A 22552-nucleotide genomic window follows, 5' to 3' on the forward strand; every position below is an offset into this window, starting at 1 on the left:
GTGACTCTGTCTTTGATCGATTCGAAGAAGCGACGCTGACCCTCCACAGCGACACGGGGAAACGTACGCAACGCTCGCGAGGTGACTTCGGAAAGGAACGTCCGGACGGAGATTCGAACTCCGGTCCCTGGCTCCGCAAGCCAAGAGGATAGTCCACTACCCTATCCGGACTCACTTCTACGTACCGCGGTTGATTGTAAAGGGGTTACGATCCGTCCGGCGAGTGTCAAAGGATCGCTTGATAGTCGAGAAGACCCTTTATTCGACCCCGCGATGGTCGATACGTGAAGCGACGCACCCTCCTCCGCGGTCTCTCCGCCGCGGGCGCACTGACGATTACAGGCTGTCTGGCCGACGATTCCGGCAGTCAGTCGACGGAGACCGACGAACCGACCGAAACCGACTCCCCTGCACCGACCGATACCAATGTCCCCGCAACGACCGACGGATCCGGCGAGGGCACCGACGTGGACTCCCCCGAAGACACACAGAGCGACGGACCCGGCGATACGGTTACAGAACCCGACCCGGACGGCAGCGACACGCCGAGTGACGTACCGGTGGATACGGTGAGCGAGACGCCCGACAGCGAGCCGTCCGCGACGCCGAGCGGGATCGCCGACGAGTCGCTTTCGGTCACCCGCAACGAGTGCGGCACCGAGACCGACGAGGCCTCGGTCGCGTTCGACGAAGACGGCGGGACGGTCACCGTCACCGGGACGATCTGGGGCAACGACGCCTGCTACACCGCGACCCTCGCGGACGTGCGCCTCGACGGGGGGACGCTCACTGTCACCGTCGGTGCCGAGTCCGACGCCGGGACCGATACCATGTGCGCCGAATGCATCACGGAAATCGACTACGAGGCGACGGTCGCGCTGGAGAGCGCGCTCCCCGAGACGGTGACGGTCGTCCACCAGCACGACGGCGAGGACACGCACGTCACGTCGACCGACCGATAACGAGAGTGGACCGCGGCTCTGTTCGAATCTGTGTCTTGCGTGGAGTGGTGAAGTTGGAACGCGACCGCAGAAATTAGCGAGCGTTGAAAGCCCTCGGCGCGCCCACTAGTAGTATTCACTACCACAGAAATTAGCGAGCGATGAAATCCCTCGGCGCGCTCGCGGTCGCTGAGCGGGATATCCGCGCTCTCCGCACCGCCCGCGCGGATAGTCGCCTGCTCAGGCGACTACATAAACGCGAGCCCGCCTCGCCCTTTCAGTCCGCCAGGACCGCAACAGCAACTGCACCCGCCCAGCACCGCAACGGGCCACACGCCTCCCCAGCCGATTCGCTCGCGACGCTCGCTCATCCCTCGCACGGCTACGTCGCGCGCATGAAAACGCGCGACAGCGCGCGCCACCGCATCGAACCGCTCACTTATTCTCTGTTCTGAACACCGCCCCCATTCGACCCTCGATTTTATCCCGGAAGGGGCGACCACGCAGACCCATGCACGGAGCGATACCGGCGGTCGGAGGGGCCCTCTGGGCGGTCGCGGGCGGGACCGTCGCGACGGCGAAATCGGCCGAGGAGAGCGGGGTAGCGCGGCAACGACAACGCTTAAGCGGCGAGATACCCTGCCAACGGCTAGACTAATGGGAGCGATCGAGGAGATCTACGCGGATCTGGAGACCGACGTCTCCGAGGAGGAGTTCCGCGAGGCCGTCGAGGAGAAGGTCGAGCAGATGGGCGGACTCGCCGACGAGGAGACGGCGGCGATGCTCCTCGCCCACGAACTCAACGAGGGGGAAGTAGACACCGTCGCGGACATCGAACCCGGCATGGAGGAAGTGAAGTTCCTCGCCAAAGTCGTCTCTATCGGCGATATGCGGACATTCGAGCGCGACGGGGAGGACGAGGAAGGTCGGGTCATCAACGTCGAAGCGGCCGACGAGACCGACTCGGTCCGCCTCGCGTTCTGGGACGAGCAGGCCGAGTCCATCGCCGGGGGCATGCTGGAGGAGGGAGAGGTCCTCCGCATCGCCGGCCGACCCAAGGACGGCTACAACGGCCTCGAAGTCTCCGTCGACAAGGCCGAGCCCGACGAGGACACCGAGATAGACGTCCAGCTCGGCGACGGGTCGTCCGTCGAGGGCCTGACGATGGGCCAGTCCGACGTGAACGTCACCGGCATCGTGCTGGAGACCGAGTCGATCCGGACGTTCGACCGCGACGACGGCTCGGAGGGGAAGGTCGCGAACTTCCTGCTCGGCGACGAGACCGGTCGCGTGCGCGTGACGCTGTGGGACGACCGCGCCGAGCGCGCCGAGGAACTGGAACCGGGGACGGCCGTCGAAGTCGTCGACGGGTACGTCCGCGAGCGCGAGGGCGACCTCGAACTCCACGTCGGCGACCACGGCGCCGTCGACGAGATCGACGAGACCGTCGAGTTCGTCCCCGAGGCCGACGCCATCGCCAGCGTCGAGATGGATCAGGTCGTCGACCTGGCGGGCGTCGTGCGCTCGGCCGACCCGAAACGGACGTTCGACCGCGACGACGGCTCCGAGGGACAGGTCCGGAACATCCGCGTGCAGGACGACACGGGCGACATCCGCGTCGCGCTGTGGGGCGAGAAGGCCGACAAGGAGATCGCGCCCGGCGACGAGGTGTTCGTCGCCGACGCCGAGATCCAGGACGGGTGGCAGGACGACCTGGAGGCCTCGGCGGGCTGGCAGTCGACGGTCGTCGTCCTCGACGAGAACACCGGCGCCGGCGCGGCCGCGCCCTCGCCCGGCGGTACGGGCGGCAGCGGCGACTCCGGCGGGTCGGGCGACTCGGAGTCGGCCGGCCTCGGCGCGTTCACCGGTGACGAGGAGGGCGATTCGAGCAGCGGGTCGAGCGCGGACGCGAGCGACTCGGAGGCCGGCGGTGCCAGCGCGGACGGCGGGGCAACGGCCGCCGCGGCGGAGGAAGTCGAGTTCACGGGGACGGTCGTCCAGACGGGCGATCCCGTGATTCTGGACGACGGGCAGGAGACGATGCAGGTCGAGACGGACGCGGCGCTGACGCTCGGGCAGGAAGTGACCGCACGCGGGTCGGTGCGCGACGACCGCCTCGATGCCGACGACGTCTTCTGACAGGCTCGACCGCGAAACGGCCGCGCTCGGCGGCGAAGGACCGTTCGACGGCGGGTCGACGGGGTGGAAGTTACTACCGATCGGAGGTGACGTGCCGGTACTCACGCCCCGACGACAGCGCACAGGGGGTTTCGGAAACGCTTAAGGCCGGAACAGACCGCTTGTGGTGTATGAGCGTCGAGCTACCGTTCGCGCCGGTCGACACGATAATCCGGCGCAACGCCGGGAGTTTGCGGGTCAGCGCCGAGGCCGCCGAGGAACTCGCCCGTCGCATTCAGCAGCGGGGGGCCGAGTTGGCGACCGAGGCGGCGAAGGTGGCGACCGCGGACGGGCGGAAGACGCTGATGGCGTCGGATTTCGGCGTCGATGCCACCGCCGATAAGGACGACCTCGAACTGCCGATCGCTCCCGTCGACCGCATCGCTCGCCTCGACATCGACGACTACCGCGTCTCCATGGACGCCCGCGTCGCGCTGGCCTCCGAACTGGAGACGTACGCCGACCGCGTGGCCGCGGCCGCCGCCGACCTCGCCCGCCACGCCGACCGCCGGACGGTCAAGGCGGAGGACGTCGAGGCCTACTTTCGATTAGCACAGTACTACGAGTAACCTCGTCATGAACTTCGGTTACCGGGACGTCTGTCTCGACCACGACACCGGCAAGCGCCACCCCGAGAGCCCCGACCGCCTGCGCGCCATCCGCCAGGGCCTCTCGGAGTCCCACGGCGTCAAGTACGTCTCTCCCGACGACGCGACCGAGGAGCAGATCGCCGCCGCCCACGACGCCGACTACGTCCAGGAGGTCAAGGACTTCTGCGCCGACGGTGGCGGCGACTGGGACGCCGACACCGTCGCCGTCGAGGCCACGTGGGACGCCGCGCTCGCGGCCGCGGGGATGGCCAACTGGGTCGCCGACGCGGCCCTCGACGGCGCCGACGGCCGTGACACGCCCTTCGCGCTCGGCCGCCCGCCGGGTCACCACGCCGTCTACGACGACGCGATGGGGTTTTGCTTCTTCAACAACGTCGCCGTCGCGGCCCAGCACGCCCTCGACGACCGCGACGTCGACCGCGTCGCCATCGTCGACTGGGACGTCCACCACGGCAACGGCACGCAGGACATCTTCGAGGACCGCGAGGACGTGTTCTTCGTCTCTATCCACGAGGACGGCATCTACCCCGGAACCGGCGACGTGACCGAGATCGGTTCGGGCCCCGGCGAAGGAACGACGATGAACGTCCCGTTCCCGCCGGGGACGCGGACCGCCGGCTACCTCGCCGCGGTCGAGGACCTGATCGTCCCCGCCTTCGAGGCGTTCGAGCCGGATCTCCTCCTCGTCTCCGCGGGCTTCGACGCTCACGAACACGACCCCATCTCGCGGATGCGCGTCTCGACGGAGGGCTACGGCTGTCTGGCCCACCGGCTGTCGACGTTCGCCGACCGAATCGACGCCGGGTTCGGGTTCGTCCTCGAAGGCGGGTACGGTCTCGACACCCTGACCGAGAGCATCCGGACCGTCCACGAGGTGTTCGACGGCTACGAGCCCGCCGAACCCGACGAGGACGTCCAGGAGGCCGCTCAGCAGGTCATCGAGGACGTGAAGACGCAGGGATTCGACCTGGGCGGCGAGTGAGTTCGGGAACGTCCGCGGACGAGAGTGGGCCGCGGGGTGACGGATGCAGCGGCGAACGCGTCAGGTCGGATACCGGAGTATTCTGGTGTACTGAGAAGCTGTCGACGAGCGCCGCGAGTAATCCCCAGATACCGGTGAGTCGGGTGTCGCTCACCTGATCAGTAATTTCCTACATATCAACGAACGGCGGAAACCTATACAAGTGTGTACACGGAACGAGTCTCTTGGTGACTTCACCCCGTGTGTTGCTGTACGGAACAAACGTATCGTGACTGGGAATCGGAACTCGAAGACCTGACGCCGAGCGCGAAGTTCGTCTACACGGTCCTCGAGTACGAGGGACCGCTGACCCAGAAAACGCTCGCCGAGGAGACGCGCCTGTCCCAGCGCAGCGTCCGCAGCGCGCTGTCGGACCTGACCGACGCGGACCTCGTCGAGGAACGGATTTACCCCGCAGACGCCCGCCAGCGACTCTACGCGATCGACACCGAGTGACCACCCACACCCCACCGTGTCGGCCGCGTTCCGGCTGATTTTTGCGGACTCATGGACGCGGGTCCAGATAGCCCGCGAACTCGACGCCGAACTCCGCGGCGAGATCGCCGACCGATCCGCCCGCGAGGACGGTGTAGTCCGATTCCATCGCCGACTCAACGTGCGCGCCTAGCGCCACGTCGAAGACGGCGTCGCTCTCCAGAAATCCGACGGCCGTCTCGAACTCCCGCGGGCGCTCGACGACGTACCGCTCGCCGTCGAGGTACGGGCCGTACGTGCCGTCGTTCTCCGGATCCGCGTCCGCGTAGGCCTCGTAGAATCCCTCCGCGTGGTCGCGGACGTGGACCGGCGGCCCCTCGTGGCGCTCGACGGCCGGCCGCTCGGCGACTTCGAGTTCGACCAGCAGCACGACGGTCTCGTCGGCCCACGCCGCCGCGCGCAGCACGTCGAATCCCCGCCGGTCGAGTTCGCTCGTGACCCCGCCGAGCGACCGGTCGAGCTGCGGGTAGAGCTGGTCGTCCACCACGTCGGGCGCGTCGAACCTGAGCGCGACCGGCGTTGTCCCGCGCCGCTCGAAGGCTTCGCGGACTGCTTCCGCGTCCAGTGGGTCGGGATCGGTCGGGAAGAACAGCGCCTCGCGCGGGTCCGCGAGGAGGTCGCGGGCGTAGTGCTGGAGTCGCGCGACGGCCTCGGCCGAGCAGACCGCGGCGACGTTGCGTTCGGGGTCCGTCGGATCGATGACCACGAGCGGGTCGTCGAAAGCGAGGTCGGCTCTGCCGACCTCGTCATTCCGAGACGGCTTTGCCGTCTCGCGCTCCCGTCCGTGGTCCTCGGGGTCGAGTTCGACCTGTGGGTGCCAGTCGGCCGCGGCCTCGACGAACGCGCGGAAGCCGCCGTACTCGTGGACGAGCAGTTCAGTCAGATAACCGGAGAACCCGCGCGTGCGGAGGTCGCTGCCGTAGACGCCGATGCCGGTCAGGAACTGCTTGGCGACGCGCACCTCGCCCGCGAGCGCTGCGTCGATGCGCTCGGCGAGGTACTCGTTGTGGTAGGGCGTGCGGTCGACCGCCGACTGGATCTTCGTCGCGTCCTCGACCGCGTAGCAGGGGACGAGGTCGACGTCGAATCCGTCGTGCGTACCCTTGACGTACGGGTGTTCGGCGTACTCCTCGTGGCCGTCGGGTAGCACTGCGTGACCGACATCGAGCCCGTAGGACTCCAGTTCCTCCCGGCCGATGTCGGGCGGGAACGAGACGAACAGGTCGATATCGCGGTCGCCCGCCAGCCACGTGTCGCGGGCCGTCGACCCGACCTGTATCACCTCGGCGTCGACCGGCAGGTCGGCGACGGCGGCCCGGGCACGTTCGCGGAGGTCGTCGGCGACCCGGTCGAGTCGCTCGCGCTCGGCCGCGTCGGGTTCGACCCGCTCGCGGACCCGCTCGACGACCGCATCGAACTCGTCACTCATGTGCGTCGGTTCGGCGGGACCCGTGAAAATCTGTCTGATGCGCGGCGGCATTCGGATGTCGCATCGGAATGATTCCCAAAAATACTTCCTCGACAACACTTATCACTGGCCGGACGGTACTCTCGTCCATGGACGCCACACCGATCCGGTTCGCCGCGGTTGCGACCGCCGTCGCCTCGCTCGCACTGTTCGGCTACATGGTTCTGATCCCGGGGACGCTACTCGGTGGCGTCTTCGCAGCGCTCTTGCCGATTCTGGCGTACGCGGCGTGGCGGTACGTGTCGTTCGACGACGGTCGGGGCGGCCATCTCGGATAGGGATCCGGTCGGTTCGAAGGATGCGCAGATAGCGACCGGCGACAGGAGTCGCCGGCCGGCCGCCGTACGTCACTCAGTGACGTAACGGATCCAAAGCGAAATCCATATACAACAACTCCGGCTATGGATGAATGCGTGCCGCCGTAGCTCAGTTGGTAGAGCACCTCGCTGTTAACGAGGTTGTCCCAGGTTCGAGTCCTGGCGGTGGCGTTCTAGGATTTCTCGATTTCACCAGTGAAACCGATCGCTGAAGCTCTTCGTCGATAACCTTCATCGAGAGTTGAAAGCCCCGACCGGCTTCGGTCGCGCGGCTCGCTGCGCTCCTCGACTCGCTTCGCTCGTCTGCGGTGCTTGTTCCGGGAGAGCGTGCTCTCCCGGCTGTTCGCCTCACTTCGTTCGGCTACCGTCGCCGTGCTTCCCGAAGCCGGTCGCCCCTTTCATTCCCACCCACCCCGACACCACCGCAGACGGCCACACGCCTCCCCAGCCGATTCGCTCGTTCGCTCCGCTCACTCACTCACCCCTCGCGCGGTCTTCGTCGCGCGCACGAGAGCGCGCGACAGCGCGCGCCACCGCACACTGTCTGTTCACTCTATTTCGGTGATCCGGGCGACAGCTGCTTGTTCCGTCTCTTCGTCTCGCTCCGGTTCGGGCACGTCCCAGCCGCGCCGTTGCAGCGCGAGGCGGAACCGGGAGTCGTCGAGCGAGACGGGGCCGTAGTAGGTACCGACGCGCTCGCGGGACCACCACTGGCCGGTCTCCCGGAGTTCCGGCAAGGAGGTGAACTCGTAGCGATAGCGCAGGACGCGGACGTGTCGCGGCGGGTCGTCGGGGAACGGGTCCGTCCGGAGGAGCGAGCGCGCGCCGTCGTCGCCGGCGAGCAGTTTGGCGAGGAAGTGGACGAGCCAGGGGTGGCGCGCGGGAGAGGGCGACATCGCGGCGAACCAGAGCTGCCAGTCCAGCCGGAGGTGATACGGCGCCCACTGCCGGGGGAGGCTCCCGGGATCGGTAGGCTTGCCGGGGAACTCGTAGGTCTCCCACTCGGTGTCTTCGGTGACGACGGCGTCGGCGGTCCCCTGGACGACGAGTTCGTAGCGGGTGCGGGTGATCGACCCGAACGCGCCGTAGGTGTTCACGAGGTTTAGCGGGTCGAACGCACGGTTCATCGCCTGCGTCGAGGAGACCATGTTCTTGACGGGGTAGTAACTCAGCGCGGCGACGAGGACGACGAGGCCGGCGATGGTGACCTGGTACCACAGCGGCAGCGGTGCGAGTACGTCGGGCGAGGGTGGTGAAATCGGTAGCGCGTCCGCGACGACGGCGTCGGCGAAGAGGCTCCCGGCGAGGACGATGCTGAGGAAGCTCAGGAACGCGAAGTTACCGGTGAGCATGAGCCAGAGGTGGAAGCCGACCGTGGCGAGTCCTGCCGCGGCAGCGATGCGAGGTGGACCGAAGTAGAGGAACGGGACGGCGAGTTCGACGACGTGGTTGCCGAACACCTCGACGCGGTGGAAGCGGTCGGGCAGGCGGTGAGCGACCCACGAGAGGGGATTCGGCATCGGCTGGGTCTCGTAGTGGTAGTCCATACAGGTCAACTCGCGCCAGCAGTCGTCGCCGCGGATCTTGATGAGCCCCGCGCCGAGCATGTTGCGGAACTCGACCCACCGGAAGAGGTAGATCACGACGGCGGGAGCGATCAGATCCGGTGCGCCGAGGAAGATGGCGAGGAAGCCCGCCTCGCAGAGCATCGACTCCCAGCCGAAGCCGTAGAAGGTCTGCCCGGCGTTGACGAACGAGAGGTACAGCGCCCACATCGTCGTCCAGACGAGGACGTAGACGGGCGTGCCGAACCGGCCCGGAATCCCGGCGACCGCGAGCGTGGCGAGGGCGACGCCGAGCCACGCGCCCGCGGCGAGCGCGCGGTCGCTGTCGAAGTAGTAGAACAGCGATGGCTTCTGTCGGAACTCGTAGCGCTCGACGTACTGGTGGATGGGGAGCAGTCCGTCCTCGCCGGCGAGCGGGCGGAACTGCCGGGCGGCGACGAGGAAGGCGACGAGGTAGGTGAGCGCGGTCCCGCGCTGGAGGAGCAGGCGGGCGACTGCGAACTCGCCGTTCCACGGCGTCCAGACGTACCACGCCATGAGTCGGTCGATGGACGGGGGTCGACGGGTAAAAGTCGACCGCTCGGCGTGATCGAGAGACACTGCTAAATGGCTGCGGCTACGACGTTGTTCGCCATGAGCGACGGATTTCAGGTCTCCGAGCGACGCTCCGTCCCGCCCGCCGAGGCGTTCTCCCTCCTGGGCAACGAACTCCGCGTGTCCATCATCCTCGAACTCGGCGACGCCAAAGAGGGGAGCCAGCCGCGACCGCTCCCCTTCGAGGAGCTACGCCGCCGGTGCGACGTGACCGACAGCGGCCGGTTCAACTACCACCTGCAGGAGTTGCTCGACGTCTTCGTCACGGAGAAAGCGGAGGGGTACGGCCTGCTGTATCCCGGGGTCATCCTCTACCAGGCGATCAAGGCCGACAGCTTCACCGATCGGACGACGGTCGAACCGTTCCCGGTCGACTCGACCTGTCAGGACTGCGGGAGCGGGCTGGAAGCGACCTACCGCAACAGCATGCTCGTGGTGCGCTGTCCGGACTGCGGGACGCTCGCGTTCAAGTACCACCTCCCGCCGGGTGCGATCCGGTCGAACGACCCCGACGCCGTGCTATCGGCGGCGAGCGTCTACGCGCGCCGCGATCTCATGACCGTCGCCAGCGACGTCTGCCCGACGTGTGCGAGCGAGATGTACCACGACGTGGTCCCCGACGAGGAGAAATCGAGCGACCTCGAGCACGCGATGCCCGGCCCGGCGGTCGTCCACCACTGCTCGTACTGCAAGAACTTCTTCTCGACGGACCTCCCCGAAGTGCTCGTCTACCACCCCGCGGTACTGCCGTTCGTCGCAGCGAACGCACCGGACGCGCTGGCGGACCTGCTCTGGACCGTCGACCTCTGTGACCCGAACGACATCGAGGTCATCCAGCGTGACCCCCTCCGCGTGACCGTCCCCATCGAGGCGAGTAACGAACGTCTCGACGTGACCGTCGACCGCTCGCTGGCCGTCATCGACACCGAGCGAGTCTGAACACAGCCCTTCGTCCGCCATTCCGACGCCGTATCGGGGCCCGTGTGATTCTCTGACACTGAGATATTTGCCGTAACTCGTGGTTATAGATGTTTGTGGATATATGCACGACACACATGACCGATCCGTACGCTTTCGGGACGCGCTGTGTCCACGCCGGGCAGGAGGTCGACCCGGCGACAGGAGCCCGCGCCCCGCCGATCTACCAGACGACCTCGTACGTCTTCGACGAAGCGGACACGGCGGCCGACCGGTACGCGCTCGACGACGGTGGGAACGTCTACTCGCGGTTCGACAACCCGACGGTGTCGACGCTCGAACGCCGCCTCGCGTCGCTCGAAAACGGGACCGCCGCCGTCGCGACCGGGTCCGGCATGGCGGCGCTGGACGCCGGCACCTCTATCCTCGCCAGCGCCGGCGACAACGTCGTCACCGCCTCCTCTATCTACGGCGGGACGCACTCCTATCTCTCGAACATGGGGAGTCGCCGCGGTGTCGAGACCCGCTTCGTCGATACGCTCGATCCCGACGCCTACGCCGAGGCCATCGACGAACACACCGCGTACGTCCACTTCGAGACCATCGGCAACCCCTCGCTCGTCACGCCCCCGATGGAGGCGATCGCCGAGGTCGCCCACGAGCGCGGCGTCCCCGTCTTCGTCGACAACACCTTCGGCACCCCCGCGCTCTGCAACCCCCTCGACCACGGCGCGGACATCGTCTGGGAATCGACGACCAAGTGGATCCACGGGTCGGGCACCACGGTCGGCGGCGTCCTCGTCGACGGCGGATCGTTCCCGTGGACGGACTACCCCGAGAAGTTCCCCGAGATCGGCGCGCCCAACGACGCCTTCGACGGCGTCACCTTCGCCGACCGCTTCGGCGACAAGGCCTTCGCGATGGCCGCCCGCCAGCGCGGCGTCCGCTCGCTGGGTGACGGCCAGAAGCCCTTCGACGCGTGGGCGACGCTGCAGGGCACCGAGACACTCTCGCTCCGGATGGAACGCCACTGCGAGAACGCACAGGCGGTCGCGGAGTTCCTCGCCGACCACGACGGCGTCGAGTGGGTCACCTACCCCGGCCTGCAGTCCCACGAAACCCACGACAACGCCTCGAAGTACCTCGACGGCGGCTACGGCGGCATGATCGCCTTCGGTCTCACGGGCGGGTTCGAGGCGGGCAAGCGCTTCTGCGAGGAGACCGACCTGGCGCAGTTCCTCGCCAACATCGGCGACGCGAAGACTCTCGTCATCCACCCCGCGAGTACCACCCACGCGCAACTCTCCGAGGAGGAACAGCGCGCGAGCGGCGTCACGCCCGACCTCGTCCGCCTCTCGGTGGGGATCGAGGACATCGACGACGTCGTCGCGGACGTCGACGGTGCGATCGGACGCGCGAACGAAACAGGTGACTGAGCGATGGAGATCGAACGCGATTCGGTCTCGATCGGTGAGTTCGAGTTCGAGTGCGGCCGCTCGATCCCCGAACTCGAGGTTTCCTACGAGGCCTACGGCGAGTTCACCGGCGACAACGCCGTCCTCGTCTGTCACGCGCTGACCGGGAGCGCCCACGTCGCCGGCCGCCACCCCGACCACGAGACGGACGGCCAGGCCCGCGCCTGGTGGGACGACATCGTCGGCCCGGGCAAGGCCATCGACACCCGCGAGTACTACGCGATCTGTGCGAACGTTCCCGGCTCCTGCTACGGCACCACTGGCCCTGCCAGCGAGAACCCCGAGACCGGCGAGCCCTACGGGACCGACTTCCCCGCGGTCACCGTGACCGACTGGACGAACGCCCAGCGCCGACTCCTCGACGAACTCGGGATCCCGCACCTCCACGCGGTCGTCGGCGGCAGCGTCGGTGGCATGAACGTCCTCGAGTGGGCGAAACAGCACCCCGACCACGTCGAGCGCATCGCCCCCATCGCCGCGGCCGCGCGCCTCGACGTGCAGTGTCTCGCTCTCGACGCCATCGCCCGCCGGGCTATCACGACCGACGACGACTGGCAGGGCGGCGACTACTACGGCGACGGTCCGAGCCCCGACGACGGACTCGCGCTCGCCCGCCAGATCGGCCACGTCATGTACCTCTCGAAGGCCTCGATGGAGCAGAAGTTCAGCCGCCGCGCGGCCGGTCGTGACGCCGCGCGGTCGTTCCCGACCGACCCGGCGGCCGGCTTCTTCCCCTACCGGGACGTGGAGTCGTACCTCGACTACAACGCCGAGTCGTTCGTCGAGCGCTTCGACGCCAACTCGTACCTCTATCTCACCCGCGCGATGGACAACTACGACCTCTCGGCGGGCTTCGAGTCCGACGAGGACGCGCTCGCGGCCTTCGAGGGCGAGGCGCTCGTCATGTCGTTCACCGGTGACTGGCACTTCACCCCGACGCAAGCCGAGGAGCTGGCCGACTCGCTACGCGCGGCGGACGTCCGCTCGGCCCATCACGTCGTCGAGTCCGACCACGGCCACGACGCGTTCCTCGTCGAACCGGAGAACGTCGGCCCGCCGCTCGCCGATTTCCTCGCCGACGGCGTCGACGGGACGGCCGTCACCGACACGGACGAGCCCCCCGAGGACGACGACCCGTCGTTCGCCCCCGTACACACGAGCCTGTTCTCTGATTGACGAGTTTAACGGCCAACAAGCTTTTTTCTCCCGACTTCGTTTGCTCGGATACTCGTTCCGGGGGACGGGCACAGGGGACGCCGCGACCCCACGAGGAGGAGCCTCCATAGCATGACAATCGACCTGGACGCGACGAGACCGCAGATCCGCCCGCATCCGAGCCGCGACGGCGCGCAGATCGTCGACCCGATCCAGGAGACGCAGTTTTCCCTGCTCACGCCCGACCAGCCCAAGATATCCGACTGCGATACCGATCGATTCTATTTCCCTGCCGACACTGCCGCGACGATCCGAACCGACACTGTCGAGACACCGTATTTCGTCGGTATCTGGATCCGGGACCATGAAGGTAACATCGTCGCAGAGGTGAACGATAAGAAGTCCGTGACCCTCCCGCCCGCTCGATACAACGTCGAGTTGGCGACGACGCAGGTCAAACTTCAGCTCGCAATCGACGGTGGGATCGCAGTCACCTCACTCGAAGACTGCGTTCGTCTCTCACTCTCAGAAACGAACCACCTGCACGTCGGCGCGCGCTCAGTCCACGAACAGCCCGCCGCGACCGTAACGACAACCGAGGATCCAGAGGATCTCATGGCCGCGCTTTCGACGCTCGGGTCGGCGCTGAAAACGACGAGTTGTGAGCGCTCGTTCCCGTCGTTACGCGGTCACCCCCCGCTCGTCGAACTTGGCGACGAACTCTCGATCCCCGAAGAGATCGAATCGCCTGACACTGGCGTTACGATAGAAGTCCCGCCGATCGAGGAATTCATCTACCCCGTCGTCCCGCTCGTCTACTACCTCGGGGCGACCCTACAGTCTGGTCCGTCGCCCCGGATCGTCACCGACGAATGGTCGTACCCGCTGGACGGTGACGACGGATTCGAAAGCGCAGTCGCTCAAACCCTCAAACAGGTACTCCTGCTGGACTGCGTCACCAGAACGGAAGGGTACTATCAGGTCGACCTTCACGAGCGCACCGAGGTAGAGGACCGAGTCGATATCGACTTCGCGGACCTGTACGAGCGATCGCTGCCGGAACAGCTCTGGGCGTACCTCGAAATTCCGTACGACACGCTCGCAGACATCGTTCCAAAGTGGAAACTGACCGCGGACGTACGACCGCACGCCGAGTACGTCAGTGCACTCCCGTTCCTCGCGAACGAACTTGCCATCGTCCGCTGTCCCGGTGCAGTGCTCGGAGACGACGAGGCGCTGGAAGACCTCTCCGAACAGGTCGAGTCGTTCTTCCGAAACAACCCGCAGGCGCTTCGCCGGAGCACGCAGGCGCGCTCGACCCGGTCGTCCGCATCGACGACAGAGACCGATATCTTCCGTCCCGAACCAGCCGATAGCATCGAGCAAGCGTATATCGGCGACGGGCTGCCCGTCGGGGCGAGCAAGATGACCGTCGACGCCTACTACCGTCGCCTCTCGTTCGAACCGACCACTGATCCCCAGATCGAGGTCGCAGTCGTCTGCAACGATGAGGAAATGACCGACGAGAACATCGTCTCGGACATCTACGGAACCCGCGACTGGGTGGAGTTCGATATCTCCTTCAAGGACCAGTTGACGGCGATGGAGATGCGCGAGGTGCTGGAGTCGGATATCGACTTCCTGCACTACATCGGCCACGTCGACGACGAGGGGATCCGCTGTACGGACGGCTACCTTGACACGCGCCACCTCTCGGAAGTGAATGTCAGCGCCTTCCTCCTCAACGCCTGCGACTCCTACGAGCAGGGACGGGGTCTCGTCGATTCAGGAGCTATGGCCGGCATCGCGACAGTAACGGACATCGTCAACGAGGCCGCCACCTCTGTCGGACGGACCGTCGCAAAGCTACTCAACCAGGGATTCTCGCTCGCAGCGACGGTTTCGATCATCAAGGAGTACGAACAGATTGGACATCACTATCTCGTGGTCGGCGACGCCAGTGCCTCTATCGTGGAAAACCGATCGGGGACACCGAACAAAGCCATCGTTGAAGAGAAGAGTTCGAACCAGTATGACTTATCGCTATTCGGATACCCGACACTGTCAGTTCCAATGGGGACGATGTTTCTTCCACAGATCGAGGGAGTTACCTCTTTCTGTATCAACTCTGGTCAAATGAGAACGTATACGCTAGGCAAATCAGACACCCTTGAATTCTTACACAAACAGGACATCCCCGTTGAGATCGAGGACTCACTTCGCTGGAGTAAGGAACTAACTAACCTCTAAACTCAGGGGCCGGTCATCGAAGTACCGTTCGCAGCCGCCGCAGAGCCAGCCTGCGAGAGCAGCAACAGGGCACTGAACATGACGCCGATCCATTTGGGGTTCTCTTCGAGGAATTCGCGGAGTCGCGTTGATTCTTGGCTCATAGCCACCAATTTATTTATCGCGTATGTGATTGAATTTATCTAAAAATTAGAGATAAATTAACCGTTGTATTATCAGTATACACGAGAGAGATTAGAAAACCCACCTTCAGGCCATGAGTGCGCTGATCTCATAGCGCCTATCTATCGGTTCGATAGTCAATAGGATGTCAGAGAATAATAAAATTCATTGTCGATCCGATCCGTTGTTGGCATAGCAATGACGACAGGGGTTCGTGGGGGAGCGAGATGACCGTAGGAGTCGATAGAGACACCAGTTTCGAGGACACGACGACCGTCTTGCTGTTGGTGCCCAGCGCACAGAACCGTTCGGTAGATGCGTGTGTACGGGCGTTCCGGCGTATCGACGAACAGATCGACCGCGCGGCGGCGGTGACCATCGGTCGGTCGGCATCCGAGTGGCTCGCGCAGTGGGAGCGCAAGCCGGTATCCGCGACGATGCCGGTCACCTGCGTCGACGTCGACGAGGACACGCGCTCGACGGTGAACACGGGTGGCGACGTATCCGAAGCGACGGTCGAACGCGTCTCCGATCCGACCGATCTGGAGGGGGTGGGCCGTCGGATCAGCGACGTACTCGAACGTGCGGACGAGGCGGGCGACGAGATCGCCGTCGCAGTCCATTCGCTGACCGGCGTCCTCCGGCACGTCGACGAATCGACGGCGTTCAAGTTCGTATACACGCTGGGCGAAGTGACCAGACAGGTGAACGGCGTCGTCTTCTTCCATCTCGACCCCGACGCCCACGATCAGACGTCCGTAGAGACGTTCCGTATCCTCTGCGATGCGGTCGTCGAGTGTAACGGAGCCCGTGCGTCGGTCACCGATCGATGACGAACTCGCAGAACTACGGGTTGAGCCTTGCTACGCTCCCGACGACTCGCGGGACGTGACTTCGGGACGGTACCTGATGGCGCTCGGAGGCGCGGACGCTGGAGCGATGAACGTGACGACTGATAGCGGTGCTGACACGTACTTTTATGCGGCCATCGTGAGAAGATCCGGTATGAGCGAGACGGACGAGGAGACCGAGATCGGGTTCGGACAGAAGGTCTTCGACGACGAGGGGAACCGGCTGGGAACCGTCCGCGGGTTCGACGAGCACGGATTTTACGTGACGACCGACGACGGGATCGGGGCGCTGTCGGGCCAGCATCTCGCGACCAGCGCCGAGACCGGCGAGGCGGAACTGATGTGGCGCTGCTGGGAGTGCGGTGAGATGGGCGACATGGAAGAACTCCCCGAGGAGTGCCCCAGCTGCGGCGCCGCGCGCGAAGAGATCTACTACTGGATCGAAGACTGACCCCCTGTGGACGTTCTCGTCTTCGGGGCCGGCAGCCTCGGGAGTCTCGTCGGTGGCTTACTCGCACGGGCGCACGACGTCACACTGGTCGGCCGTGATCCCCACGCCGAACGCGTCAGTAGCGACGGGCTCCGCATCGACGGGTGTACCTCGGAACACGTCGATCCGGCAGCGACGACGGCTGTCCCCGACGGTCGGTTCGACCTCGCCGTCGTGACGGTGAAGGCGTTCGACACGGGGGCGGCCGCCGACGCGCTCGCGGGCGTCGCTCTCGACGGTGTACTCTCGCTACAGAACGGGCTCGGAAACGAGGAGCGACTGGTCGACACGCTAGCGGTTCCGGTTCTGGCGGGGACGTGTACGTACGGCGCGCGGTTGCGCGGACCCGGTCGCGTCGAGTGTACTGGTCGCGGCGAGGTCGTGCTCGGTCCTCCTGGCGGTGGTGACTCCGCGTTGGCGGACCGAGTGGGGGCAGCGTTCGACGCGGCCGGTGTCGAGACGACGGTCGCCGCGGACATGCCGCGTCGCCTCTGGAAGAAACTCGCGGTCAACGCAGGGATCAATGCCGTGACGGCGCTCGCCCGCGTCGAGAACGGCGCGCTCGGCGATGGACCGGCTCGCGGTCCGGCCCGGCAGGCCGCCATCGAGACGGCCACCGTCGCCCGCGGACGAGGGATCGACCTCTCCGACGAGGAGGCTGCGAGCGCAGTCGAGCGGGTCGCCGACGCGACGGCCGCCAACCGATCGTCGATGCTACAGGACGTGGACGCCGGCGAGCGGACCGAGGTTGACGCGATAAACGGCGCTGTCGTCGATCGCGCCGAGGTCCCGGTCCCGGTCAACGAGACGCTGACTGCCTTGCTTCGGGCGTGGGAGCGCGATTGCGGGCTGCGATAGCGGAGACGTTCTGCGGCGCGGTCACAGAATAGGTGAGAAGCGTTGCGGACGCGCTAGCGACTAATCGCCCGCTGGTTGCGGTGCTGTCGTGTTCCCGGCAGTCCCTCCAGTCTCCGGGGACTGGTCAACGTAGAAGACGGCTTCGCTACCGTACCTCCGCAGGCGGTGGACCTCGCTGTCGTACCCCTCTAGTGCGGGGTTCAGATCGCTCTGGAGCGAGTTGGGCGCGATGACGACGAGCGGATCGAGGGGTTCCCCTTGCAGTTGTCCGACGGCTTCCTCGGGATCTTGAATGCAGTCGCCTTCGCCGCCGTAGATTTCGACGTACCACTGCAAGGGGAGGGTGTTTTTGATCTGCGAACAGTTGGGATCAAGTCCTTTTCGCCGCGGGCTGTCACGGACGTAGGTCGATCCGACGAAGAGCACGTCCGTCCCCTCGTGGTCGGCGGCGTGTTCTTCGAGCACTTGCATCGACGGCCGGAAGTCGTCGGCGGGCTGTGCGTACTGGACGAGTTCGTTGTCGTCGCTCGCCGGGTCGAGGTACACGCCGCCGGCCATCGAGACGGCCATGTAGCCGCCGATCAGCAAGAGGACGAACGCGGTTATGCCGAAGCGGACCGAGCCGGTGTGGAGCGAGTCGCGCGCGCGGTCGACCACGAGCGCGATGCCGACGCCGGCCGGGACAGCCAGCGGGACGAGCGCGTTGACTGCGATCCAGGCGTTGGCGATGTCCGTCCCGAGCGGGTACCCGATGACCGAGACAAAGCCCCAGTAGGCGCAGAAGAGGACGACGCCACGCGAGCGGGCGCGCCCCCAGCGCTCGGCGATGAAGCCGACGACGGCCATCGCCGTGAGGGCGAACGCCGCCTGGGCCATCGCGTGGACCTCCTGTCCGAGGAAGCAGAGGTAGGCGTCGATGACGTTGTCCTTCCGGCAGCCGGCGTCGGTCGTTCCCCCGAACCAGTAACTGTACCCCTCGACGACGTCGTCGAGCGTCCGGTCGAACAGTTCGGGGAACAGGGTCGGATTCGTGACGGCCTGCCAGAACCCGACCGCCGACGACGTCGGTTCCCGCGGCGCGTAGAAGTACAGCGTGACTCCGAGGAAGAGGACGGTCGCCACGGCGAAGTGCCAGATGAAGTCGGCGACGTACTCCGCCAGCGGTCGGCGGTCGAACGCCGCGTAGCGCTCGCGGAGCCACTCGAAGCCCGACCGGTCGTCGCCCGTCCGGAAGAGCAGCTGGTCGACCAGCAGAGCCGTCGCGCCGGTCCACACCAGCAGGTACACCGCGGTGTTCTCCTTCGCGGTGAACGCGAGCGCGATGAAGACCACCGCGCCGTAGACGTAGCGGACGGCCCGCTCGTCGTAGGCGCGGACGAGCAGGCCGAAGGCGACGAAGGCGAACCCGGCCGCGAGCAGCGTGCTCCGGAAAAAGCGCGAGTAGTACACGAGCAGTGGACACAGCGAGAGGAAGAAGGCCACGCCCACGATCTCGTCGCGGTCGAGGTGCTCGCGGAAGAGGAGCGCGGACAGCGGCAGCAGGGCGCCGACGACGGCGACGAACAGCCGCATCGTGAAGTCGTTAGCGCCGAGGAAATCGAAGACGAACTTGTTGACGTGCTGGACGAGCGGGCCGTGGATGATGTAGCGGTACTCGAACTGGCCGGTGTCGAGGAAGTAATCGGCCCACCAGGCGACTCGCCCCTCGTCGTAGTGTGCGACGCGATCGGCGAGGAGGACGAGCCGGACGACGAGCCCGGCGACCACGAGGCCGAGCACCCAGCGGGTCGCCTCGTCGAAGCGGCTCAACAGCGTGGATCTATCGCCGTCGGGATCGGATTCGGGGCGATCGGAGTCCTCGGGCGGGTCGGCGTCGGGGGAGGGCTCGGACGCGTCCGGGGCGTCACTGGCGTCGTCGCCGGCGGCTGACTCGGAGTCGGAGCGGCGCATATCCGCCGTGTCACGTCCTCACAATTTTAACGCTTGGATCTTTCCCATCGGGGTACCGCGAAGGTGAGCGGTGTCTGCCGAAGCAGCGGACCCCGGCGACTGCATCGGCGCCTTCCCGCTCGCGAATAATCGATAGTCGCCCTCGTCTCCAGCGCTCCTACTCGTCGTCGTCCGGCGACTTCGCGACGGTGCCGACCGTCTTATCGAGGACGACACCCGTCAGGTCGCCGGGCGTCGTGACGTACTCCTCGATGGCGATCATCAGCCCCGCAGCGATGAGTAGCGCGGCACCGGTCGCCGTCTTCCCGTCTTGGATCACGAGGTAGTCGAACCCGAGCATGGCCACCGGGATCGCCAACACGAGCGTCGCTCCCAGCCCGACGAGTCCGAGGATGCTCCGCGCCATAGCCCCGGGTACCGCCCCGACCGGCAAAAGCCTCGCGGCTCTCCCCGGTCGCTGTCAGGCCGCGAACGTCCCACATCTGGGGACGATAATCCTTTTGTGACGAAGTTCCCAACCGTCGCGTATGTTCACCGGGATCGTCGAGGAGACGGGCGAGATCGTCGGGATCGAGGACACGGACGCCGGCCGACGGCTCCGGATCGGGACGGGCTTCTCCGGGCTGGAGGGCGGACAGAGCGTCAGCGTCGACGGGGCCTGCCTCACCGTCGAGGAGCAGGAACCGGGCGAGTGGTTCTCGGTGTTCCTGGCCGCCGAGACGCTCGACCGGACGACCTTCGATTCCGTCGTCGAGGGTCAGGAGGTCAACCTGGAGCGCGCGCTCGCGGCTGACGAGCGCTTCGACGGACACGTCGTACAGGGGCACGTCGACGGGACGACGGAGATCGTCGACATCGAACGGGTGGGCGAAGACTGGGCGTACACCTTCGAGTTGCCCCCGGGTCTGGCGCAGTACGTCGTCGAGAAGGGGTCGATCGCCCTCGACGGGATCAGCCTGACGGTCGCGTCACTCGACGAGGCTGCCGGGACGTTCTCGGTAGCGATCATCCCGACCACCTATCACGAGACGACGCTCTCCGAGAAGGAACCGGGCGAGGAAGTCCACGTCGAGGTGGACGTCTTCGCGAAGTACGTCGAGCGGATGCTCGGACTGGCCGACCGCGACGCCGAGGCCGGCGCCGACGTGGGCGCCGTGCGCGAGGCGCTCGGTGAGTTCCGGTAGTCGCATCGCGGCAGTGCCCTTTCAGCCGTCGAACTCGGTGAGTTCGGGGCTCTGCCCGCCGGGGCCGTCGTCGTGGGTCTCGTGGTAGGCCTTCCGATACTTCGATATCTTCCGGATGAGGAGGAGCCCGAAGATCCCGTCGTAGACGATGATGAACCCGAGGAAGGCGACGAACCAGGGGATCCCGGTGAGGTTGGCGACGATCGCCGGGACGACGCTCGACAGCGTGTTGTAGGTCGCGTGGACGAGCGCGGCGATGAGCAGCCCCTTCACCACGATGGGACCGGCGTTCTCGCGGTTGAACTTCGCGAGCCCGAGGTAGTAGCCCGCGAACGCGGAGTAGATGACGTGGCCCGGGCCAGCGAGCGCGCGAACGGCCGAGATGGCGCTGCCCGTCGCGATCAGACCCAGGGGGTCGGCGATTCCCTGCGTCTGGCCGGAGATGTAGATGGCGTTCTCGATAGTCGCGAAGCCCAGTCCGGCCATCGCGCCGTAGACCGCGCCGTCCACGACGGCGTCGAACTGGGGCTTTCGGTAGGGGTACAGCCACACCGCGAGCAGTTTCACCGTCTCCTCGACCGGCCCGACGACGACGAAGAAAAAGAGGACCTGGAAGACGAACCCGACGATGCCGGCGGTCAGCCCCAGCGACTGGATGCCCCAGTCGGCGATGCCGTTGAGGATGCCGGCGAACCCGGCGAACAGCACGCCGAGGACGAACGTCCCGACGAGCAGTTCGAGCGGTTCCTGGGTCGTCACGTCGGCGTACCAGACGTAGGCCGCGAGGCCCAACGCCGGGACGGCGGACAGCAGAACGAACACGCTGATGATCGGTTGGTCGGTGATGGCGCCGAGGCCACCGAGTGCGAACTGGAAGACGAGGATCGCCAGCGCGACGAGGACGACGAACAGCCGCGCCGCCGAGACGCCGGCCGAGTAGAGGCCGACCGACAGTTTGTCGAACAGCGTTCGCGGCTCCCACGTCGACACCTCGTAGAGGTCGCGCCCCTTCTCCGCGCGCGCCTCGACCGGATCCCGACTGTCTGACATGGTTCACTCGTTGGGCTTCCCCTGGCCTAACAGTTGGGCCGTACTCCGCGCGTCACGCGCCGTCCGCGGCGAACGGCAGACCTTATATCCTCTAGGTGTGGGTTAACACCTCATATCCCATTCAGGGGTATGGTTATCAGTGTGAGTCGGCGACTCACGGGTAATGACACGAGTCAGCGCGAGCCGCGGGATGCTCTACTCCGCGCCGCCCACAGACGAGGACGAAGACGACGAGACGGCGGCGGAATCGGCGGACGACTGAACGCGGTCGCGGTCACGACCGACTGCCGGCGACCGCCGATGGACGGCCGGTCGCTGGAATTCCTGCGGGGAGCGAGAGGTTTTTCGCGCCGCGTCCGGTAGCGAGGGGTATGACCATCAGGGCGGGCGTCGTCGCCGTTCAGGGCGACGTGAGCGAACACGCCGATGCCATCCGACGAGCCGCGGCCAGCCACGACGAGTCGACGGAGGTCGTCGAGATCCGCCAGTCCGGCGTCGTGCCGGACTGCGACCTGCTGTTGCTCCCCGGCGGCGAGTCGACGGCCATCTCCCGACACCTCCAGCGCGAGGGCATCGCGCCCGAGATCGTCGACCACGTCGAAGCCGGCAAGCCGGTTCTCGCGACGTGCGCCGGGCTCATCGTCGCCTCGGCCGACCCGAACGACGATCGAGTCACTTCCCTCGATCTCATCGACGTGACCGTCGAGCGCAACGCCTTCGGTCGACAGGCGGACAGCTTCGAGGCCCCGCTGGACGTGACCGGCCTCGACGAGCCGTTCCCCGCCGTGTTCATCCGCGCGCCGCTCATCGACTCGGTGGACGACGCCGAGGTGCTCGCCGAGTGGGACGGCCGCGCCGTCGCGGTGCGGGACGGTCCCGTCGTCGGGACCTCGTTCCACCCGGAACTGACCGACGACTACCGGATCCACGACCTGGCGTTCTTCGAGAGCGAGGCGGCGACCACGGGGAGCAGCCTCGATTAGCGAGGCCGTGAACGCGGTACGCGGCGTCGAAGAGCG

The 22552-nt window shown here is 66.3% G+C and carries 21 protein-coding genes and 2 tRNA genes; 16 read left to right on the forward strand and 7 right to left on the reverse strand.

The features are described from left to right. Positions 1 to 98: 98 nt before the first annotated feature. Positions 99 to 171, reverse strand: a tRNA-Arg gene (locus AB2U09_RS19970). A 113-nt stretch (positions 172 to 284) separates the two neighbouring features. Between AB2U09_RS19970 and AB2U09_RS19975 the strand changes: the two genes are divergently transcribed. The 5 genes from AB2U09_RS19975 (at position 285) to AB2U09_RS19995 (ending at position 5207) form a co-directional block, all read left to right on the forward strand. Then, positions 285 to 962: a hypothetical protein gene (locus AB2U09_RS19975; protein WP_459194504.1), complete on the forward strand. Its 678-nt coding sequence runs from the start codon at positions 285 to 287 to the stop codon at positions 960 to 962. Between the two features lie 636 nt (positions 963 to 1598). Then, complete coding sequence (locus AB2U09_RS19980; RefSeq protein WP_459194505.1) at positions 1599 to 3080, forward strand: single-stranded DNA binding protein; 1482 nt, start codon at positions 1599 to 1601, stop codon at positions 3078 to 3080. A gap of 170 nt (positions 3081 to 3250) precedes the next feature. Continuing rightward, positions 3251 to 3688: a histone gene (locus tag AB2U09_RS19985; RefSeq protein WP_459194506.1), complete on the forward strand. Its 438-nt coding sequence runs from the start codon at positions 3251 to 3253 to the stop codon at positions 3686 to 3688. Between the two features lie 7 nt (positions 3689 to 3695). Then, positions 3696 to 4712 carry a histone deacetylase family protein gene (locus AB2U09_RS19990; protein ID WP_459194507.1) on the forward strand — a complete coding sequence of 339 codons (1017 nt, stop codon included), beginning with the start codon at positions 3696 to 3698 and terminating at the stop codon, positions 4710 to 4712. Between the two features lie 240 nt (positions 4713 to 4952). Next, a complete protein-coding gene (locus AB2U09_RS19995; protein WP_459194508.1) occupies positions 4953 to 5207 on the forward strand; it encodes a MarR family transcriptional regulator in 255 nt (84 codons plus the stop codon). 49 nt (positions 5208 to 5256) lie between these two features. Here AB2U09_RS19995 and cca read toward each other — a convergent pair whose 3' ends face one another. Beyond that, positions 5257 to 6675: a CCA tRNA nucleotidyltransferase gene (gene cca / locus AB2U09_RS20000; protein ID WP_459194509.1), complete on the reverse strand. Its 1419-nt coding sequence runs from the start codon at positions 6673 to 6675 to the stop codon at positions 5257 to 5259. A 128-nt stretch (positions 6676 to 6803) separates the two neighbouring features. Here cca and AB2U09_RS20005 point away from each other — a divergent pair, with 128 nt between their 5' ends. Both AB2U09_RS20005 and AB2U09_RS20010 read left to right on the forward strand, forming a co-directional pair. Next, a complete protein-coding gene (locus AB2U09_RS20005; RefSeq protein ID WP_459194510.1) occupies positions 6804 to 6992 on the forward strand; it encodes a hypothetical protein in 189 nt (62 codons plus the stop codon). Positions 6993 to 7129: 137 nt separating this feature from the next. Further along, positions 7130 to 7202 (forward strand) — tRNA-Asn (locus AB2U09_RS20010). A gap of 377 nt (positions 7203 to 7579) precedes the next feature. On the opposite strand, the gene AB2U09_RS20015 is transcribed toward AB2U09_RS20010, so the two are convergent. Beyond that, positions 7580 to 9133, reverse strand: coding sequence for a lipase maturation factor family protein (locus AB2U09_RS20015; protein WP_459194511.1), 1554 nt, complete (start codon positions 9131 to 9133; stop codon positions 7580 to 7582). A gap of 96 nt (positions 9134 to 9229) precedes the next feature. Here AB2U09_RS20015 and AB2U09_RS20020 point away from each other — a divergent pair, with 96 nt between their 5' ends. The 4 genes from AB2U09_RS20020 (at position 9230) to AB2U09_RS20035 (ending at position 14988) form a co-directional block, all read left to right on the forward strand. Further along, the gene (locus AB2U09_RS20020) at positions 9230 to 10129 is read left to right on the forward strand and encodes a DUF7351 domain-containing protein (RefSeq protein WP_459194512.1); all 900 of its coding nucleotides are present in this window, start codon (positions 9230 to 9232) and stop codon (positions 10127 to 10129) included. 116 nt (positions 10130 to 10245) lie between these two features. Continuing rightward, positions 10246 to 11544 (forward strand): O-acetylhomoserine aminocarboxypropyltransferase/cysteine synthase family protein, encoded by a 1299-nt coding sequence (locus AB2U09_RS20025; protein ID WP_459194513.1) that lies wholly within the window; start codon positions 10246 to 10248, stop codon positions 11542 to 11544. A 3-nt stretch (positions 11545 to 11547) separates the two neighbouring features. Then, on the forward strand, positions 11548 to 12759 hold the full coding sequence (metX, locus tag AB2U09_RS20030; RefSeq protein ID WP_459194514.1) for a homoserine O-acetyltransferase MetX: 1212 nt from the start codon (positions 11548 to 11550) through the stop codon (positions 12757 to 12759). Between the two features lie 111 nt (positions 12760 to 12870). Next, positions 12871 to 14988 (forward strand): hypothetical protein, encoded by a 2118-nt coding sequence (locus AB2U09_RS20035; RefSeq protein WP_459194515.1) that lies wholly within the window; start codon positions 12871 to 12873, stop codon positions 14986 to 14988. Between the two features lie 2 nt (positions 14989 to 14990). Here the strand turns inward: AB2U09_RS20035 and AB2U09_RS20040 are convergent, their stop codons facing one another. Continuing rightward, the gene (locus AB2U09_RS20040) at positions 14991 to 15131 is read right to left on the reverse strand and encodes a DUF7503 family protein (RefSeq protein WP_459194516.1); all 141 of its coding nucleotides are present in this window, start codon (positions 15129 to 15131) and stop codon (positions 14991 to 14993) included. Between the two features lie 246 nt (positions 15132 to 15377). On the opposite strand from AB2U09_RS20040, the gene AB2U09_RS20045 reads away from it, so the two are divergent. The 3 genes from AB2U09_RS20045 (at position 15378) to AB2U09_RS20055 (ending at position 17349) form a co-directional block, all read left to right on the forward strand. Further along, entirely contained in the window at positions 15378 to 15983 is a 606-nt protein-coding gene (locus AB2U09_RS20045; RefSeq protein ID WP_459194517.1) for a DUF7504 family protein, read from the forward strand. A gap of 172 nt (positions 15984 to 16155) precedes the next feature. After that, positions 16156 to 16452, forward strand: coding sequence for a DUF7130 family rubredoxin-like protein (locus AB2U09_RS20050; protein WP_459194518.1), 297 nt, complete (start codon positions 16156 to 16158; stop codon positions 16450 to 16452). A gap of 6 nt (positions 16453 to 16458) precedes the next feature. Continuing rightward, entirely contained in the window at positions 16459 to 17349 is an 891-nt protein-coding gene (locus AB2U09_RS20055) for a ketopantoate reductase family protein (protein WP_459194519.1), read from the forward strand. A gap of 60 nt (positions 17350 to 17409) precedes the next feature. Here the strand turns inward: AB2U09_RS20055 and AB2U09_RS20060 are convergent, their stop codons facing one another. Together AB2U09_RS20060 and AB2U09_RS20065 are read right to left on the reverse strand one after the other, a co-directional pair. After that, complete coding sequence (locus AB2U09_RS20060) at positions 17410 to 19299, reverse strand: flippase activity-associated protein Agl23 (RefSeq protein WP_459194520.1); 1890 nt, start codon at positions 19297 to 19299, stop codon at positions 17410 to 17412. Between the two features lie 157 nt (positions 19300 to 19456). Beyond that, positions 19457 to 19705, reverse strand: a complete 249-nt coding sequence (locus AB2U09_RS20065; protein WP_459194521.1) for a DUF7533 family protein — start codon at positions 19703 to 19705, stop codon at positions 19457 to 19459. 121 nt (positions 19706 to 19826) lie between these two features. Here AB2U09_RS20065 and AB2U09_RS20070 point away from each other — a divergent pair, with 121 nt between their 5' ends. After that, positions 19827 to 20483 (forward strand): riboflavin synthase, encoded by a 657-nt coding sequence (locus tag AB2U09_RS20070; RefSeq protein WP_459194522.1) that lies wholly within the window; start codon positions 19827 to 19829, stop codon positions 20481 to 20483. 21 nt (positions 20484 to 20504) lie between these two features. On the opposite strand, the gene AB2U09_RS20075 is transcribed toward AB2U09_RS20070, so the two are convergent. Beyond that, entirely contained in the window at positions 20505 to 21533 is a 1029-nt protein-coding gene (locus AB2U09_RS20075; protein WP_459194523.1) for a PrsW family intramembrane metalloprotease, read from the reverse strand. A gap of 371 nt (positions 21534 to 21904) precedes the next feature. Here AB2U09_RS20075 and pdxT point away from each other — a divergent pair, with 371 nt between their 5' ends. Then, positions 21905 to 22516 (forward strand): pyridoxal 5'-phosphate synthase glutaminase subunit PdxT, encoded by a 612-nt coding sequence (gene pdxT, locus AB2U09_RS20080; RefSeq protein WP_459194524.1) that lies wholly within the window; start codon positions 21905 to 21907, stop codon positions 22514 to 22516. Positions 22517 to 22552 lie beyond the last annotated feature (36 nt).

The organism is Halosimplex yunnanense (assembly GCF_054504345.1).